This is a genomic window from Dysgonomonas sp. 37-18, from assembly GCF_001899125.1.
Taxonomy (GTDB): domain Bacteria; phylum Bacteroidota; class Bacteroidia; order Bacteroidales; family Dysgonomonadaceae; genus Dysgonomonas.
In genome coordinates this window covers 35,393-53,328 of record NZ_MKVC01000029.1, presented here as the reverse complement: position 1 = coordinate 53,328, position 17,936 = coordinate 35,393, and the positions used below count along the sequence as shown (strand labels likewise).

Below are 17,936 nucleotides of genomic sequence, written 5' to 3'. Positions count from 1 at the left end.
ACATATCCTTACTAAAATGTAAGATCGTTTCTACACAACAGACAGGACTTCCCAACCTTACAGCCCTTTATTTTATATTGTCATGTGGCAGATATAAAATAAAGGGCTTTTTTTATTATATAATTCGCAACTGTAATACCAATAAGAATTTCTATACTAATTCTTTGCGTCTTTCGGCAAACTCTTTATTGGCAAGCACCCCTTTCTTGATGCGCGAGATAGCCCGCTGTATATTATGCGCCTTAACCCCAGTAATTTCCGATAGAGAAGTATAGTTTATAGCAGGCTTGAGAGAAATATACATCTTAAACAGCTCGAAATCACGAATATCATAATTATCATATACATACTGCATTATATCCGACTCCAACTTACTTTGCTTGGCTTCGATCTCACGGAAATAGCCGCTATCTACATCCGACTTGTCGTAGTTGGGCAACAGCTCGCAATATCTGTTTTGCTTGATACCCTCGGCCATCAGATTGGTATAATACGAACGGATAAAATAGTGCATGTAATTCTCTATTTTGTTTCCCGAGAAGAGAATGTTCTCGTACATTTTCAGGTAGCTGTCGTTGAAAACATCGCAGTTGTACGAACGACGCACCTCAAGATATTGTGTCAGTTTTTTATTATTGTCGGCAAACCAACGGTTGAAAGCTTCTGCCTTTTCGGCAAAAACAACGTCCGACATATCACGTTCTTTACTGAAATACTTTTTCCCTTTGTTGCCTTTGCTTACGTTGAATAATAGCATAATATAATAAGATAAAGAATGGTTAATAATTGATTATAAATACGTTGAATACACTTTCGAGATAAAGATCACCGCACAAAAAAGAGCAGGCGATGCCCATCAGGACGAAAATCCCGACAATTGTTAATAGCTACAAATCATTTGTTAATCAGCGCCTTTGGCTCTGCCCTTTGAATTCGATGCGGCGGGTAACCGAAATTATGCGCTCCATTACCCGCTGACCATAGCGAGCCACAATCTGATCGCCGTTGAGATTGGTGGATACGATAACCAGTTTTCGGTATTTTTCGGCGGCATCCATCACTTCGGCAAAGGCTAGGCGGCGGTTGCCATAACTTACCAAAGTATCTTCCGTACCAATATCGTCGAGACTTATAATATGTTTCCTCAGCAGCTTGTCTATATCGCTGTTCATCCTTTGAGCATCATACACATTCACCACCTTGTTCATATACTTCAGCAAGATGGCAGGCAGCACATGATAACCCAGCATTGTTTTGCCACGACCATAGTCGCCATACAGAAAAAGTCCCCTCCCCCGATTGTCTGCCAGCCAGTCTGCCACCTCTTCATACTCGGGCAGCCAGTTCAATTCGCTCCTTTTCTGTGCCAGACAGTCTTTCATATAGTGATAGAGCACCGTGCGTGCTTCGGGCACACGGACTATCACTTGATTCTGAGGCACAGGCATATCGTGCTCTTTCATTCGGCTGCATATTTCGTTAAAATCGTTCATCTCCTAAGCTTTTTTGTTGTTTACTCTCGGCTACGGGCTGCATATAATCCTTCGACTTTTCCCACGTTCGGACAGCAGCCTGCCAGTTTTTCATTTTGTTACGCCCTATCATCCAGTCTTTTGCTGTATAGAAGTCTATAAACTTACGGGCATCCACCCTGCCGCCCCTTTGCTTGCAGTAAGCCTCCACCTCTTCGAAGGTGGGCACTACGAATGCGGATTTTGCATTGCTCTCATCGCCTGTAAAGGGTAACCGCTCCTTTTTAGGTTTTACCTGCTTCTTACTTGCCGGTCTGCACCCTTTTTTGTTGTACAACAGTGTATATACGGGCGAGCGAAGCCTGCGCTGTCCTGCCTCAAAGTCTATCAGCCCCTTCTCTTTTAGCCTGTTGCGTGCATCTATCATGGTCTTTTCGCTAAAACCGATCGTAGCGCAGATAATACCGTTGGTACACTCAAAAGGGTTTTCCCATTGGCGAGCATTCGACTCCTGCATCAGGAAGTAATACAGATCTGCCTCGCTGGAGCTCAATCGCACCTTACGGCGGATTTGCCAAAATAGATTTATGAGTTCAATGTAGTTCATACAAGCGATTAATTGTTTTACTGCCGGTGTTAGGTTAGTTCTTGTCGGAGAGGCACACATTGCACTCCCATTAGCTTGTGTAACTGTCGGAAAGTATATCCCGCGATTGTTCACATGCTTCGCTTTCGTTACGGTTATATTCGTCTACAATAGCTCGCAGGCGTGAAGTCAGCACAGCAGAGTCTTCGTAAAGCAAATCCCAGTCGCCATCGAGTACTTCAGAGGTTTTCAGTTGTACGGTATCCATGTATGTTTCAAACTCTACACACACCCGCACACCGTTAATCACATCGTCAAAATCGGGTATCTCCGACCTGTCGGACTCATACAAATGGCCGGTAACGGCTTTCACTAAGCTTGCCATCTGTCTTTCATTGCAATAGCAGTCAATTTTCAGTGCTCCCATTTTTCTTTCGTTTTAATTGCCAGATTGTATTTATTTTCTTTAATTTGATAGTAAATAATACTTTCAATACAAATATACACATATTTGTGAATACATTATACACATTTATGTGAATAATATAGTTAATTATAGTTAACTCTTATTGAATATATAATACAATCTAGATAATGAATAAGATAGCTCGGCAATCATTTTCTAGCAGAGACTTAAGAAGAAAGAAAAGAAGAAGAAAAAGCAAAATAATCACATTACATGCCCATTTAACAATACACATATTAGTGAACAATGGAAATACATGAGAGGATAAAGAAAATAAGGGAAGATTTGTTTAAAGGATCTAACAGCGAATTCGCCAGATCGATAGACGAAAAACCAAATACGACTAGCAACTGGATAAGTGGAAACCGAAAAATCGGATTGGAAGTGATAGAGAAAATACTTGCCCGCCTGCCACAGATAAATGCAAGCTGGCTACTCACCGAAGAAGGACCGATGATGAAAGTCGACGCCGACAAGGAAGAGCCATACCTGATAACAAAGGCAGGGGTGAAATACTTTCAGTTGGCAAACGGAAAATACCTGATGCGGGTTCCTTTTGTGCCTATAAAAGCCTATGCCAAGTACATAGACGACTATCGTGATGCCGAGTTTAGCGGTTCGCTCGACGAGTACAATTTCATTGTAGACCAGATAGGACACGGAAAGTATATGGCGTTTGAAATAAAGGGAGACAGCATGGACGACGATACACGCAAAAGCCTCGCAAACGGCGACATCGTGCTGGGGCGTGAACTGGGATCGGAACACTGGAGAGACAAGTTGCGTACAAATGAGTATCCCAACTGGATAATTGTGCTCGACAACACCATCCTCTGCAAACAGATTATAAATCAGGACGTAGAAAAAGGTACGATCACCTGCCATTCGCTGAACACCTCACCCGAATATTCAGACTTCGAGTTGAGCTTTAACGATATACGGCAGATGTTCAATATTATACAAAGGGTATCGAATATGATGTAACTTTTTGAGCAAAAGAAGAGACAAATATTAGCGCAGTAGGGGCGATTCCTTGTGGTCGCCCGGATACAAACGGGCAGGGACAAGCCACTGCCCCTACCTATAAGACATTGTCCCATCGTCCTTTCGGATTTGCAATCCGAAAGTCAGTCTTATTTGGATTTTAAATCCTCACAATAAAACTTCGGGGTTACAAACCCCGAAGGACGAAAACATTTTTATTATCATGAAAAACCTGAGTCTTATTTTAATCCTAGTTCTAATCGGAAGTTGCAGCAGCAAAAAGTTCATTTCAGGAACTGTTACTGACACAGAAGGAAATCCCATATACAATATAACAGTCAATTCGCCTCAAGCCATATATGGATCTCGTTTAACGGATAATAATGGAAAATTCCGGATTTGTGTAAGAAAAAGAGACTCGATCAGACTCTGTTTCGAACACAGATTATTCTTCTATTTTAATTACAATGGGCTAGAAGATTTTCAAGATTACTACAAGAAAGAGATAGATGTTAGAAAGGAAGATAAATATATAAATGTAACATTAGAGAAAACACCTGAGCGAATCCACTGTGATTCTCTAATAAGCAAGGCTCTCGATAGAGCATATTATATAAAGGGGCAGATTTATAATAAAAAAGGACAAGCATTACCATTGGTTGATGTTTTGGTTGAAGACCTTCCTTTCATTCCTAGGCAAACCCCTTTCTTCACAACCAGCGGGCTCAATGGCGTATACGAAATTGCTATACCCAATAGAGATTCAGTCCGAATTACATTCTCTGATATGTTAGATAAAAAGGAGAAAACAGTTACTATAAAAGGAGAAAACAGTAGAAACATAAATATTACATTAGAATAAATACTATTGCTACCCCCCTTTCGGATTTTAAATCCTGACGATAAAACTTCGGGGTTACAAACCCCGAAGGACGCAGTTGCAAATACCGAAGGACGAATAAAGTGATAATTATCAATTCTTCAAACTAAATAATATGAAGACTATATACACTATCCTATCGCTCACCATACTAACTGTATCGGGGTGTCGGTTTCAGCCAAATAATTCGGAAGGAATTATAGTCTTAAAACATACCGATGACACCCTTTCTTTAAGCATATTAGACTCATATTATAGAATCAGCAAATACAAAACCGTTAAGAAAGATGATACTTTGTATATTGAAGTACTATCAATATCCTCGCCCGACACAGTACCCAAGCCTGATTTGATACCAATAGATACGACCATCAAATATATTAAACTTCAAAGCGACACGATTATTGACGTTCAAAAGATACCTTTTCCGATTAGTCATTAAGACCCATCCCATCGTCCTCATCGTCCTTTCGGATTTGCAATCCGAAAGCTATTCTTATCCGGATTTTAAATCCTTACAATAAAACTTCGAGGTTACAAACCTCGAAGGACGAAGAGGACGAAGGAACCAACAGAAGGGAGAACCTTAAAATATGGGGAGTTTTCTAAAACTTAACCATAAAGACATGCCAATATAACAATAAATAAATATTATAAAATAGGGGAATGCCTAAATATGACTTTTTATGTGTTAAATCAAACATTAACATATTAAAAAGAAGACACTTAGACATGTGACCCACAACCCAAAATATGACTTTTTTAGGGCTGTAAAATTATGCTAAAAAATTATTTTTCTATTAACATAAAAATAAATATCAAAATTATAATTCTGTTACAGAAATAGATGTATATTTGATCATAAATAGCATATTATCAGGCAACACAAAACGTTCAAGACTTCATTTTCGATATGAATTTCGATATGAATTGAAATGAGTTCGGACACTACAAATCAATATTTCTGACGATAATTCATTAGAATCTTGTGCCTTAAATGTGCAAAAAGAGGTAAGCTCTTGTGAGATAGAGAGTGAGCACTAAAGTTAAGATTGATATTGTTGTTTTAGAAACAATGGAATAAATGTAATGTACAATATAAGTAATTCATAGAACAGTAAGTATGTTAACAAAAAGTAGTGATAAAATTAATACTTCAATAAATAATAAACCATAAATCAGGCAGAATGAACACAATACACTATTTATTCATCGTATCGCTTCTGATATTTGCAGTTTTCTTTCTTTTTGCAGGGTGGAAAAACATCAAACTATTGCTAGACGACTGGGATTACATCAAATCGAACAAAACGGGCGTAGGAAGATTCCTTTATGTTGCCGGTTTTGTAGGTATCGCTGTATTGCTCTCTGTCTTAGGCTTCATTTTCATCTACTTCCTACAGATTGCCAGTTCGCAAGCTTATCTATTTTCGGAGTAAAAACTAGAACAGAAAACTTTACAATAAACGAAGGCCTACGCCACCATTCCCTCTACATCAAAAGCAAAGGGAAAGACTATTTTTCGCTGGTCTTTCGAGTTTGCACGTTAAGATCACAACTGCAACAAGGCTATTCTTGTGCAAAAAAATGACAAAAACCCCCATATATATTCTACAAAAAAGTCATATAAAGCCCCCTACCGAAGAGGGTTAAACGACTGATATAAAAATTATTATTATCAGCATATCGGTACAAAAAGTCATATCGCACAAAAAATGATAAAAAAGGATTCATCTTATCATTAGATTTGCATAGAATTCATTGATATCACCTTTCCTTTTATGTGTAAGATTATGTCTAAATATTATATCTCCATTGAGCACACCGAGGACATCGACACCGGGCAATATGCGATCAATGATCCGGATATTCTGATCAAAAAGCGCAGCTTCTTGATATTTGACATGATTGTAAAAAACTTTGGAACGTATAACCGTGACTTAAAGGAATATGCTGATAGATATTGTAAAATATTAAACTCGGTATCTCTCTAAACATGATAAAATTTGTCTTTATATAAATCCGAAGAGGCTGTACACCCAACACAAGCCTCATCCATTCAAAAATCCTAATCCTTAAGATCATTCTCAGTAATTAAGAAAGGTCCACAAAATCACTTTGTAGACCTTTCACTTACACAAACTTTACAAACTACTTAATATATTAAAAAATACGAAAACCTATATTTTTTAATAAAAAAACAGATTAATAAAACTTTAGATTTTTCCTCAAAAAGAACAAAACTTATAAAATTATTTTGCTTTTTTTGATAGTTTGATAGTCCATATGAGAGTATTTAAAATAACTTATTATTGTTGTATTTGTAATGTTTACACAAAGATAGTCAATTTCACACATTATAAAAATTAATTCTCCTAAAAAAAATCACCTACAACCCTCTGTCAGAGCATATATGCTAATAATCCGTTAATATATAGCGTATTATATACGTCATAAAAAATGTGATTTTATTTAAAAAAATTTCAAACGCCTACTTTAAACCTCCGCATTACCAAATATCCGAGCAGAAACAGCAACAAAATCCTGCCACACCAGATCTGAAAAGACTGGAAAGAAGTCAGCCTGTTTACGTCCTGTACCTCTACCACCGGATAGGGCACGGCTATGCTGTCTGTCTTAAATACTGAATCCCTCACCACCTTGTCTCGATAGAGATATTTATACTTCTCGAGCCATACCGTATCGCCTTTCATCTTTATCAGCACAGAGTCGTACAGGTGAACCGAGTCACGCAACAGCTTGTCCCGATATTCCACCCTGACGCTTTCTACAGGCACATACACCGTTTTGGCCTTGCAAGACGCAAGTATCACAAGTAGTAAACAGACCGACAAGCCCGCTGCATATCGCTGTACAGATTTTAGAATCATTCTTCAAATTTTAAATCGTTAATCCTGTTTAACCACCCTTTCCTGAACTTTCGGTTAGCCGGACGTGCTGCCACAATCCTATTCACAAAGGCGATACGCTCTTGGCGGATTTTTTCGAAAAGTTCACACTGAGGTGTATAATTATTCACAGCAGCCAGCGTTTGGTTACCCACAACGCCATCGGCAATAACGCCCAACATCTTTTGCGGCAACTTGATGCCATAGCTACCCGAAGCCCATACCCAGTCGACAAGGATATTGGCTATGCTCTGATTGACAATCTTATCCCCCTGCCACTTGTCCCAATAGAGGCTTTTGAGCACATCCGCCCACTCTGCGTCTGAAATATTCTTCAGGTCGGCAACGGTGGTTGTGGCGTATCCTCTTTGGCGGCGGTAAAACCTATAGGTAGCTATCGTTATGCCCTTATTGGTGGCTCCGCCTCTATCGTCGGGATCGTCTACAAAGTCACCTTCCCATCGGAGAATAAATGGAATAAGCAGTTCAACCTTTGCCATCTTTGTCTTCATTTTTCTTTTCGTCTTCTACTTCTATGATATCGGTTTTCTTTCCAAAAAACTTTAGAATGTTTACCTTCACGCTTTTACCTCTCGAGGCGAAGTAATTCACATAAATGCTTTCCAATTCTACCCCGTATATAATCACAAGCATGAGCATAGGGAGCAACTCCACGCCAAAAGGCAAGGCAAAAGCCTGTCCGAAGGTGTATGCCAATATAACCCAGATGATGTAGCTGGTTATCTTGTCGATTGTACGGCGCACGGCTTTCGATTTCTTTACGTCTTCTTTTCTGGCTTTGGCGGCGGCTATCCCAAACTTCAGGTCGGCAAGCGTTAGTGTCAGCGCCAGGATCAAGAGCCATTTAGCCCAAATAAAGAAATCCAGAAGTCCTACTAAAAAATTATCGGTGTATGTCATAAGTTATTTTTTATTTGTTTGTTGTTTTTGTGATGAATGAAAATGTCGGATTATTCTCTTTGAGGAACGCCCGTCTTTCGGAATTACAAATTCCGAAAGTTTACGAAGCAGGGAAGTACAAATCCTACGTTGTAGGGGATTTGTAATCCCCTACAACGAGTTTACAAGAATGTGCCGTAATTGAGTCCGGCGTGTGTCTTATTAATAAATACCGCCTCCACTTTACTCCGGCTCTTTTCGCCTGCTTCTGATTTTTCGATCAATATCAAACTGATCTTGCTGTTTTGCAGAGACATTGTCTCTACATCCTTATTGTTCAAGTCTGCCATGTCATATCGGGTTTTGTGTGGTTATTTTCAATCTCCATTGCATAAATGCCCCTTTGATAGGAAAAGCCAATTCGCCCGGGTTACCACTCATTGCCAGCACCGAGTTGTAGAAGTCGGGGTGCCCCGATGCAATGTAATTGCCAGCCTTGTCTCGCTGCATTTCAGCCTGCTGCGCATTGTTGAGGCTCATAAGGCAACGCAGGTCGTTGGGCAATACATCAAACCATTTGGGCTTTTGCTCATTCTGCCAAAAAGCCTTGTCGGTGGCGTCTGTGTCGCTTTCGTTATAAAGGTCTTTCCAGCATCTTCGAAGCTGCACATTCCCTGTCAGCGAAAAAGTAGATTTTCCCGCCTCTGCCACAAACGAAGAATATGCCGGATAGGTTATTCCGTTGTATGTCACACTACCCGAAGCGTCGCTCACCAATTTGGGCTCTACAAAATACCAATATCCGGCTTGCAGGCTTCCCGAAGCAATTGCACCCGAAGGTATCTTGTTTACAATACGCATCTGAACGGTAGAGTGCAGCACCTTATCGAGCACCTCATACACAATGGGGTTAGACGTTTCGGGCACAAATGAAGTGACGCCTGCCACTCCGTTAAAAATATTGTTGCGGGAAATTACAGCCGAACTATACGTCACTCCGTTGTATTTCACCTTTTCCTCCTGACCATCCTTCGAACGCACAATGTAAGCACGATGTACACCATTGCTGTAAGGTACAATGCCTCCGTCTTTGTTTACCTCAACGGACGAAAATGATGGCGTGCTGTCGATCAATACGCCTTGATCTATAGGCAGATTGTGTATAATATCCAACTTATTGAGCTGATATTTACCTCCCAGCCAGATTATATTTGTAGCACATTCACCCGCTACAGCCTGCGAAACGTCGATATTGGAAGCCAATGCTATAGAGCCGTCCGCTATGGTAAGCGAGCTATTGGCATAGACCGGCGAAAAGCTTGCCGGCTTGCTTTTGTCGGATGTGATACCGATGGCGTCACATCTGTCGAAGGAATAGCCGAAATATACCAAATGCCTTTTTTCGTAATTGTGCAACGCAGAATCTTTTTTCACAAGACCGTCTACACACGAGTTTTTAGAGAAAATCCATTTGCCCTGCTTCATCGTCTCGCCCATGTCTGTCACATTGGGCACACTAATAGATTGCGCCTCGCAGCGGGCTACAAAATCAGCTCTCAGCTCCTCTTCCGTGTTACCGTTCAGTGCCTTGTACTCGGTTTCTCCTCCGATCTTGAGTTCGCAATCGTTGAATGCCACAAAATTATTCCTGTAACCGGATACATCGGAGCTCAAGATGGTTACCTTACAGTGATCGAACAAATCCAGATTGGTATTCGACAATACGGCATCGGGTACATTTATAAATGAGTTTCCCCCGTTGGTAGAAGTCTTGGCATAGAGCTTACAACTGTGTTTTGTTCCCGAAAGGTCTGAATAGATAGTACATCCGACAAATATATATCCGGTACGGTATAAAGGCTGTGATATATGCCTCACAGTCATATCATAGAAGTAAAGGCTATTTTGCCAAACAGAACCTTCCCCATAGGCATTTATGTTTTTATTCCATATCGTACTATCCATGCCACTACCTATCATATGCAAATAGTTGTAATTTGCACTCGCCTCTGTAACAATAGAGCCGGTATGGATACCACCGGAGAAGACGTTCTTGGTCACTCCCGAGTTTCGCTTTAGATCTATAACTCCATGAGACTTCGCAGGATTTGTCCTTGTGTACACAGATCGTGTCCTCTGATCGTAGGCTGTAGCACTTAGCGCAGAAAAGAAAGCAACATTATCTATACTCTCATCCAGCCTGCCGTACTTATCTCTATAATTATACTTGCCCATCGTCTTCTGTTTTTTCGGTTATTATCACTCGTCCTGTAGCCAGTACAAGAACATTACAATTGTCGAAGTCTGCCCTGTCGTTCTCTTTCAAATCGTTATACAATCGCCTGAATGAATGGGGCTGACTGTCAAACAGCAGATTGTCATCGACCTCAAATGTGACATCGTCTTTCTTTACTTCGTATATCATGGTAATGTAGCTTTTGCGTAAATAAATAAGTATCCGGTAGGCTCTGTGCCAACTTTTTCGACCTTAAATTCCACAAGCGACTTCGCCTTTATCTTTACCGATACGGTTTTACCCAAGAGCACTTCTATGCCGTCTACCCATAGTTTGGATACGTTCATCGCCTCTACCCGATAGATTATCATCTCCTCGCCTATAAACATTTCGTAGGGTGAAGCAAGCCCCATATTGATCGACATGCGACGCTCCAACTGCAACTGCTTGGCATATTCTGCCAGATTCTCGAACAGGTACTTGCCTGAGCTGAGCGCACCGTTGCTATCTTTCTTCGAACCGAATATCCAGAAACCGCTCGGGTCTTTGATTTCGGGAAGCTCCGACAAGGGGATAGCTGCTATTTTAGTGTTTTCTGCCATATTTTTTTTGATTTATTTTTATTCTAAAATCTTCTTTGTTCTTCTGATTCTCTTTTTCTATGCTATTTGTTTTATTCCTCTTTTTGTACTCTTTGTCATTGACTACACTACGTTCCGTCGAACGTTGTTTCTGAACGATAGAGCGGATAGGTAGGGACAGAGGCTTGTCCCTGCCCGTTTGTATCCGGACGACCACAAGGGTTCGCCCCTACTCCGCTAATATTCATCTCGTCTTCCTTCGTCCTTCGGGGTTTATAACCCCGAAGTTTTATCCTCCGTCCTTCGGGGTTTGCAACCCCGAAGTTTTAACATCAGGATTTAAAATCCGAATTGAAATGACTTTTGGATTGTAAATCCAAAAGGACGGTGAGACGATTCCTCAACATACCAAAGAAGGTAAAGCCGAAAAACAAGAGAGATCATTACATTATATCAATATTGCGAACTTTCCGTTTTCGGTAACTATCACCCTCCTGCTCTCTGTTCCCAACGCAAATATTTTGTTGAATTTTTCGGCATTCACCTCAAAGAGAGGATAGATAGAATCTTTGGAAAGCGTGATGCTGTATCCCGCCGTTTCGCCCAATTGCCCCGATACCTGCGAAAAGGCAAGCGTAGCCCCACCGTCGGAACCAAAAGAGTAAATATTGCCCTGCATATTCCTGAACACCACCAGATACTTGTTGCCAATGGCTTTGAGCAGGTTGTTGGTTTTGTCAGACTTGAGGGTATTCACAAAGGTGGTTAGTTGCTGCCTGTACAGTGCGCCATCGTTTGTTTCGGTGAAATTGCTTTCGCTAACTTCCGACAGCATGGTGTAAGAGGTGTCTACGTCTTTGAGGATGCGATCTACAAAACAGGAGTCGTACAGGGCATCATCTTTGAAGTAATATGCTGCAAAGTCCTTTATATCCAAAAGGTAAATCTCGGCTATACCTCCCGAATTGTATCCGCATGTGTGTTTTATATTCTGAACCAATCTGCAACTCATATTGTTCTGTTTTTTTTGAGACAAAGCGGCAACCGCCGTTAAAGCTGAATACCGCTTTATCAAGTATGTTTTCTTTAAACTTATGATGTGACATTCGTTCTCTCACTTTGCTTTTTTAGTTGCCCTTCGAGGGTTTAACTACCTTACACTCCGCTGATTGCTAATTGCAACCCCGAAGCTCTACTATGAGGATTTAAAATCCGAAAAGATGACAAAGAGGCGAATATCACAACTACATCGCAGAACAGGTTACGGAGTTATAACTGTCTTATCCACAATGGCAGTAACCACGTCCTCACCCTTGAGTAAGCGACCGATCTCCATCTCTGTTCCCGCCATTGTCACCGTCCAGCCGTTGGCATCAGCCTCAGCAGCACCCGAAGCGTAATTGAACGCCGTTGAGCTCAGCCCGTTGATGCGTCCCAGCACTACCGAACGGTTGCTCTTATCCACTACCACAGCCGTAAACTTACCAAGACTGAGAGCATCACCCTGATTAAGAATCGTATAGTCATACTCGCTGAGAGTAAAGTTTAGGGTGTGCGTACGGTATTTACCGCCGTTGCTGTTCTGTGCCAGTTCGTCGGAGAAAGAAGCCGTATTGTCTATAAAGTCCACCTTATAGGCTTTTGCACTGTCGGCAAGCGTGATAGCGCTGATCTCTCCTTCGGCCGAAAATTCGTATTCGTTAGCCGAATCGTGATTGATCAGATAAACCGATTTGATACCGGCAACGGAATACACACATGTTTTCTTTGTAATATTTGATGTTAATTTGCAAGACATAATTTTTATTTTTTTTGATTCGTTAATTTTTTGTCGCTTTTCTTTTTTTGACTTCTTTTGTTCTCTGTTCTTATCCTCTCCGTTCTTCGGGGTTTGCAATCCCGAAGCTTTATTATAAGGATTTAAAATCCGGATAAGAATCGCTTTTCTTTCATCTGCTTATCTGTTATTGATTCCTTGAATAATTATTATTTTTGTCAAAAACCTAAACTTATGAGAGAAGACTATAAAGGTATGACTGTCAATGAAAGGCTTTACGCAAGCGGATTACTTGATAAATTCGATAAAGCCGTTTCCGATAAGAACATACATTCTATAAAAGAGTTTCTACGAAATGTAGAGCTTTCGGATGAGAATATAACAGCTATATTGGATAGTCTCGATCTGACATAAAACCTTTCGTCCCCTTCGTCCTTCGGGGTTTGCAACCCTGAAGCTTTACTATTAGGATTTAAAATCCAGAGAATAATCGCTTTCGGATTGCAATTAGCAATCAACGGAGTGTAACGTAGTTAAATCCGAAAGAACGGTAGGATTTATTTGTTACTTTTGGTTTGTTATAATTATTTGTTATGAATCGCACTAAAATCACGAAACTGGATATATTTTCTGTTATCCTCGTTATTTGTATAAGTATACCTCTAATAATTTTATCCCTAAATAATGATGATAAGGTCATAAAACATGAGATGAATAATTACTTATATTTGCCAGATTCCGTTAAATCTGAAGTTAAAGGATTCGTTCTAAGAGAAAGATTTATAAAACAAAAAGGTGTTACTCTTATTGACTTATCCAATGGCGGAAAATACATGTTACGCGATGTATGGTTTATTAAGCGTGATTACTATATTTACAAACCGGCGAATAACGATTCCATCTATTTTTATGATAGAAATAACAAATTAGTAAACCATAAATTAAAATATTGATCCCTTCGTCCTTCGGGGTTTGCAACCACGAAGCTTTATTACTAGGATTTTAAATCCGGATTAGAATAACTTTCGGATTGCAATTAGCAATCAACGGAGTGTAACGTAGTTAAATCCGAAAGGACGGTGGCAGTGGCTTGTCCCTGCCCATTTATATACAGGCGACCACAAGGGATCGCCCCTACTCCTTTAATATCCATCTGAGAACAAAAGAAATCGTATACAAACTCTATTAGAACACTATATAACAGCCGATTAGTTACTTGGACTATAAAATACTACTTCGTCTTCGAAAGGGATAGCAAAGCCAAGGCGCAAACGTCCGTCGATGAAAATCTTATTATCGTTTGGAGCAGCAAACTGCCCTAAGCGGATTTCCTCCAAGTCGCGAACGAGGTCTGTACCTACAAGGAAGTTTTTAGAATCGGCGGCTATCATATCGTTATCGTCCAGCCCTTTCACAGGAACAATCTCCACGCCCATATAGCGCACCGAGTCGCCCTCTACTGCAAAGTTTGGACTAACCACTACATTGTCGCCCCAGATACCTCCCAACGCCATCTTGACCTTCATGTACGCCGAGTACGAAACGTAGATGTTCAGCGAGCCGTTTTCCAAGCCCATCGCCATTACATCTTCGGGGATGGAAGCGAAAACCTTTTCTACTTCTGCCAGTACATTTGCCTTTGTAAGCGATACGCCCAATAACTTAATGGCTTGTGTGCTGTCGGTCAATACTTTTACGGCTCCGTCGAAGTCGTTTGCGTCTGCCGAGCTGTCGCCTTTGAATATCTTGGTCTCGATCTCGCTGCTAAGTTCCGAAGCAAGGATTGTCATTGTTGCCTCTTCGAGGGTGGCGGGCAATTCCTGATTCTTGGCTCCCGGACTAAGCATCCATACGGTGCGTTTGCGCTCGAGGTCGTCGATGCACTGCTCGAGGTTGATTTTGTAGGTTTTTACTTTCAGTTCTTTTTCGCTTAGTTTGGCGATCTGGTTTGGTGTCCACGAGCAATCGCGTGAGTCTGCCTGAAGGATATTTCCTTCGAGGTCGATCAGGTTGAGTTGTGTAGTGTCTTTCACCCCGATCACAGGTGTGATTTTTCCTTTTTCGATCAGCTTTCCGCCGAAGATGGCTTTTGTAAACCAATCCATGTTAGACGACGGTTGATAAGTAAGTGATGAAATGTCGTAAATGTTTGCCATAATTTTATTCAATTTTTTTAATGTGAGAATATGCCGATGTGCCAATCATATTCAATATGTATTCGGATCAGCGTATTGGCATATTGATTATTTTCTTCTGTTGATAGTTTGATTAAGAGCCGCTGCCATGCGCTCGGCTGTGCTCATCTCGGCGGGAGACTTGCCTGTGCCCAAAAGCTGTACGGCAGGATATGCCGAAGGTGTCTTGCGGCGCATTTCTTCGACCTGTGTTTTGGTGTCTTCGAGCATTCCGTTTGCTTCGTCAAGGGCTTGCAACAGCTGTTCGATGGTAGCCTGCATTTCGGCAATCTTGGCTTTGAGGGCTTCTGCCGTTTTTCCGTCAAAGTCGGACAGCCTGACTCCTCTTTTCTTGCTTCGCAATGCTTGTTTGGCTTTAGCATCTTCGGGGTTGGTTTTATCGTCCGAAGGCTCTCGTGTTTCCACAAATTGTCCGTTCTCGTCTACTACCAGCAGGTTTCCGTTCGACAGGTTGTGTTCTCCCGCCGCCATTTGCTCGCCTTCGAGCGTCACAAATCCATCGGCATCCACATAAGCCTCTTTGCCGTCGGCAAGAACAAAGACCACATAGGCCGTGCCGCTGGCAGTCGTGTCTGCTTTTTCTACGGCATCGATGTCGAGCAGCATGTTTGCAATGCGCCCAAGCAATGTCTGTTTCACTTTTTTCTTTTTGTTATTCATACTTTTGTTATTTATGCGGGATAGGGAAACTTGCTGAGAGAAAAAGCCTTCGAGGGAAAATCCCTTTACATGCCCGCTCATCACTTCCTTTTCCCAATAGTTTTTGTCTTCTATCTTGTAGCTGCACATGAGTGTACCTTTTGGCAGGTCGCTAAATCCGAGTGCTTTCGATTTGTCGTTTTCGGGGTCTTCTACTATCCACAGTTCGGTGAGATAGTTGCCTGTGAGGGGAGACTGGTGCTGATGGGTGGTGCTATGCAGGGCAACTCCTGTTTTCATCATCTTGCGGGCAATTTTCTCTACCTGTTCCTCCGAAAAGCGGATGTAATAGTCACCCGTTTGCGGCGAATGGCGGTAGATGAGTTGTCCGGGTTTGAGCACAACGCCTGTGAGTACTTGCTTTGCGGTATCTCGGCTAAGATGTAGTTCCTGTTGTCTGTCGAGAGCGATAAAATCGACTTGGTTTGCCGGAAAGTCGACGAACGAAATGGCATAGATGCCCGTCAGGTCGTCGGCACTTTCGTCGATCATGCAATCGTAAATCGGTGTATTCATTTTGTTGTAAATTGTGGGTTCGTACTATGAGATAATTTTGAAAAAATAAAATGCAAATAAGGGGGAAGTTTTATGTAACCTGCGCCATTATTTCGGATTTGAAATCGGGATAGTATGAGCTTCGGGGTTGCAATTAGCAATCAACGGAGTGTAACGTAGTTAAACCCCGAAGGATGCAGGGAATAAACAGGGGATTACAAATCCTCTGTGACGAAAATCCCCTGTGACGAAGATGTAGGGGCAGTGGCTTGTCCGTGCCCGTTTATATACAGGCGACCACAAGGGATCGCCCCTACTCGCCAAAGGACGAGAAAGGAAAAGGACGGAAAAGAGAAGATAAATAATAAAGGGATAATACTAAAAAATAAAAACACCTCATTTTTGAAAAATAGGTGCAAAAAACGGCAGGCTTTTTCTTTTACTGTTTTCTTTTATAGTTTATGTTTTGTTTATGTTTATATATAAGGCTTACGGTTATGCTTTATATTTTGCAGGAGGGTTTGCTTGGGGTTATACGTTCTTGTATAGGGAATGTTTTGCTTGAGTTTTTAGGGTAAAGAGAGGGGATAGAAATGTATTCGTCTTTCGGGGTTTGCAACCCCGAAGCCTTATTGTAAGGATTTGTAATCCGAAAGAACGAAGGATGACAAGAAGCAAAACAGGGGATTACAAATCCCCTATGACGAAGATTGCAAATCCCGTTTAACGAAAGGTTATGCAATAAAAATTGTCTAAACAATTAATTTGTGTTTTATTTTAAGAAATAAATTAGCCTATTTAACAAATATATTTTAACTTTAAACGACAAAAACCTAAACCTCAAATATTATGAAAGCTAAACACTTGAAACTAGCAATTCTTATTTCCTTCCTTTTGGTAATGATAGGCTGTACGGACGACAATACAATTATTCCCCCAAAAGTAGAAAACAAAACATTAGCTGTCGCCGATACTGTATGCCTGATGTTTAAGTCGATGAATGGCAGTAGCGAAGGAGGAATAGAGGGTATAGAGACAAGTAAGTACCGCCAAGTGCATAATAGCCGGATGAACGGAGGTATGCTCAACTTTGGCGAACTGGTAAGAGATTCGTATATCATCTTTATTGAAGGAACAGACAGTGTAAAAATAAATGGATTTATAGGTTGTGCTTATATAACTCCTTTGGGCTGGGGTGACCAAAGATCATACACCGTTATAAAAGGTTTGAATGCGGTTTGTAAATATAAGTTTGAGGGTAATGCTTTAAGGATTCAATATGAGCCCTACACCGACAGCTGGATAACTTTAGGCTATGGCAACAAAGAAAAGATAGAGGTATATATTGAAAATAAGCATCTCTACGTAGAAGCTATGTACAAAGAAGGAGACTACATCAGTCCTGAAGCGGAAGAGCTCTATTTTTGGGAGGCAAAATACTCAACTTTGTTTAGTGTTCCTATAACTATTACTGCCGAACAGGCAAATACTATAATAGAAAGACAGAATTGGCAAGACTTTTTTGATGAGGTTAGTGCCAATTGGTACAACATACCTATAGGGCAATATTATGCCGAGACTTTCAAGACTGCAAGAGACTTGAAACATAAGTTTCAGGGAGCAAGCTGGTCTATTCACAAAATGACCTATCTGCCGAAAACAACAGTAAACTGAAAATAAACATTTTAAAACAGGGGATTGCAAATCCCCTGTGACACAACTGTAACGCAAGCCCCCCGAAGAACGGATGAAACAC

At 41.0% G+C, this 17,936-nt stretch carries 22 protein-coding genes; 7 read left to right on the top strand and 15 right to left on the bottom strand.

The genetic code is table 11. The features are described from left to right. Nucleotides 1-151 precede the first annotated feature (151 nt). The 4 genes from BGO84_RS10660 to BGO84_RS10645 all read right to left on the bottom strand — a co-directional run bounded on the left by BGO84_RS10660 (nt 152) and on the right by BGO84_RS10645 (nt 2,485). Nucleotides 152-757 carry a hypothetical protein gene (locus tag BGO84_RS10660; RefSeq protein WP_291029118.1) on the bottom strand — a complete coding sequence of 202 codons (606 nt, stop codon included), beginning with the start codon at nt 755-757 and terminating at the stop codon, nt 152-154. Nucleotides 758-905: 148 nt separating this feature from the next. Then, nucleotides 906-1,493 (bottom strand): hypothetical protein, encoded by a 588-nt coding sequence (locus tag BGO84_RS10655; protein ID WP_291029116.1) that lies wholly within the window; start codon nt 1,491-1,493, stop codon nt 906-908. Further along, nucleotides 1,480-2,079 carry a helix-turn-helix domain-containing protein gene (locus tag BGO84_RS10650; protein WP_291029114.1) on the bottom strand — a complete coding sequence of 200 codons (600 nt, stop codon included), beginning with the start codon at nt 2,077-2,079 and terminating at the stop codon, nt 1,480-1,482. Before BGO84_RS10650 ends, BGO84_RS10655 begins: the two co-directional genes overlap by 14 nt. 70 nt (nt 2,080-2,149) lie before the next feature. After that, entirely contained in the window at nt 2,150-2,485 is a 336-nt protein-coding gene (locus BGO84_RS10645; RefSeq protein WP_291029112.1) for a hypothetical protein, read from the bottom strand. 285 nt (nt 2,486-2,770) lie between these two features. Between BGO84_RS10645 and BGO84_RS10640 the strand changes: the two genes are divergently transcribed. The 5 genes from BGO84_RS10640 to BGO84_RS10620 all read left to right on the top strand — a co-directional run bounded on the left by BGO84_RS10640 (nt 2,771) and on the right by BGO84_RS10620 (nt 6,382). After that, nucleotides 2,771-3,508, top strand: a complete 738-nt coding sequence (locus BGO84_RS10640) for an XRE family transcriptional regulator (RefSeq protein ID WP_291029111.1) — start codon at nt 2,771-2,773, stop codon at nt 3,506-3,508. A 223-nt stretch (nt 3,509-3,731) separates the two neighbouring features. Continuing rightward, nucleotides 3,732-4,370: a carboxypeptidase regulatory-like domain-containing protein gene (locus BGO84_RS10635; RefSeq protein WP_291029109.1), complete on the top strand. Its 639-nt coding sequence runs from the start codon at nt 3,732-3,734 to the stop codon at nt 4,368-4,370. A 133-nt stretch (nt 4,371-4,503) separates the two neighbouring features. Beyond that, nucleotides 4,504-4,830: a hypothetical protein gene (locus BGO84_RS10630; protein WP_291029107.1), complete on the top strand. Its 327-nt coding sequence runs from the start codon at nt 4,504-4,506 to the stop codon at nt 4,828-4,830. 745 nt (nt 4,831-5,575) lie between these two features. Beyond that, nucleotides 5,576-5,827 (top strand): hypothetical protein, encoded by a 252-nt coding sequence (locus BGO84_RS10625; protein WP_135104679.1) that lies wholly within the window; start codon nt 5,576-5,578, stop codon nt 5,825-5,827. A gap of 354 nt (nt 5,828-6,181) precedes the next feature. Next, the gene (locus tag BGO84_RS10620) at nt 6,182-6,382 is read left to right on the top strand and encodes a hypothetical protein (protein WP_228093781.1); all 201 of its coding nucleotides are present in this window, start codon (nt 6,182-6,184) and stop codon (nt 6,380-6,382) included. A 489-nt stretch (nt 6,383-6,871) separates the two neighbouring features. Here the strand turns inward: BGO84_RS10620 and BGO84_RS10615 are convergent, their stop codons facing one another. The 9 genes from BGO84_RS10615 to BGO84_RS10575 all read right to left on the bottom strand — a co-directional run bounded on the left by BGO84_RS10615 (nt 6,872) and on the right by BGO84_RS10575 (nt 12,812). Then, nucleotides 6,872-7,279: a hypothetical protein gene (locus tag BGO84_RS10615; RefSeq protein WP_291029105.1), complete on the bottom strand. Its 408-nt coding sequence runs from the start codon at nt 7,277-7,279 to the stop codon at nt 6,872-6,874. Beyond that, nucleotides 7,276-7,797 carry a glycosyl hydrolase 108 family protein gene (locus BGO84_RS10610; RefSeq protein WP_291029103.1) on the bottom strand — a complete coding sequence of 174 codons (522 nt, stop codon included), beginning with the start codon at nt 7,795-7,797 and terminating at the stop codon, nt 7,276-7,278. The genes BGO84_RS10615 and BGO84_RS10610 overlap by 4 nt, the downstream gene beginning before the upstream one ends. Continuing rightward, nucleotides 7,784-8,218, bottom strand: coding sequence for a phage holin family protein (locus BGO84_RS10605; RefSeq protein WP_291029101.1), 435 nt, complete (start codon nt 8,216-8,218; stop codon nt 7,784-7,786). The genes BGO84_RS10610 and BGO84_RS10605 overlap by 14 nt, the downstream gene beginning before the upstream one ends. A gap of 161 nt (nt 8,219-8,379) precedes the next feature. Further along, entirely contained in the window at nt 8,380-8,547 is a 168-nt protein-coding gene (locus BGO84_RS10600) for a hypothetical protein (RefSeq protein WP_291029099.1), read from the bottom strand. Between the two features lies 1 nt (nt 8,548). Beyond that, nucleotides 8,549-10,432, bottom strand: coding sequence for a hypothetical protein (locus BGO84_RS10595; protein ID WP_291029097.1), 1,884 nt, complete (start codon nt 10,430-10,432; stop codon nt 8,549-8,551). After that, nucleotides 10,419-10,622, bottom strand: a complete 204-nt coding sequence (locus tag BGO84_RS10590; protein ID WP_291029095.1) for a hypothetical protein — start codon at nt 10,620-10,622, stop codon at nt 10,419-10,421. Before BGO84_RS10590 ends, BGO84_RS10595 begins: the two co-directional genes overlap by 14 nt. After that, nucleotides 10,619-11,035 carry a hypothetical protein gene (locus BGO84_RS10585; protein ID WP_291029093.1) on the bottom strand — a complete coding sequence of 139 codons (417 nt, stop codon included), beginning with the start codon at nt 11,033-11,035 and terminating at the stop codon, nt 10,619-10,621. The genes BGO84_RS10590 and BGO84_RS10585 overlap by 4 nt, the downstream gene beginning before the upstream one ends. Nucleotides 11,036-11,462: 427 nt before the next feature. Beyond that, a complete protein-coding gene (locus tag BGO84_RS10580; RefSeq protein ID WP_291029091.1) occupies nt 11,463-12,026 on the bottom strand; it encodes a hypothetical protein in 564 nt (187 codons plus the stop codon). A gap of 249 nt (nt 12,027-12,275) precedes the next feature. After that, nucleotides 12,276-12,812, bottom strand: a complete 537-nt coding sequence (locus tag BGO84_RS10575; RefSeq protein WP_291029089.1) for a hypothetical protein — start codon at nt 12,810-12,812, stop codon at nt 12,276-12,278. A 213-nt stretch (nt 12,813-13,025) separates the two neighbouring features. On the opposite strand from BGO84_RS10575, the gene BGO84_RS10570 reads away from it, so the two are divergent. After that, nucleotides 13,026-13,205, top strand: coding sequence for a hypothetical protein (locus BGO84_RS10570; protein WP_291029087.1), 180 nt, complete (start codon nt 13,026-13,028; stop codon nt 13,203-13,205). Nucleotides 13,206-13,999: 794 nt separating this feature from the next. Here BGO84_RS10570 and BGO84_RS10565 read toward each other — a convergent pair. After that, the gene (locus BGO84_RS10565) at nt 14,000-14,947 is read right to left on the bottom strand and encodes a hypothetical protein (RefSeq protein WP_291029085.1); all 948 of its coding nucleotides are present in this window, start codon (nt 14,945-14,947) and stop codon (nt 14,000-14,002) included. A gap of 87 nt (nt 14,948-15,034) precedes the next feature. Continuing rightward, complete coding sequence (locus BGO84_RS10560) at nt 15,035-16,201, bottom strand: XkdF-like putative serine protease domain-containing protein (RefSeq protein WP_291029083.1); 1,167 nt, start codon at nt 16,199-16,201, stop codon at nt 15,035-15,037. Between the two features lie 828 nt (nt 16,202-17,029). Between BGO84_RS10560 and BGO84_RS10555 the strand changes: the two genes are divergently transcribed. Continuing rightward, nucleotides 17,030-17,854: a hypothetical protein gene (locus tag BGO84_RS10555; protein WP_135104666.1), complete on the top strand. Its 825-nt coding sequence runs from the start codon at nt 17,030-17,032 to the stop codon at nt 17,852-17,854. Nucleotides 17,855-17,936: the final 82 nt, after the last annotated feature.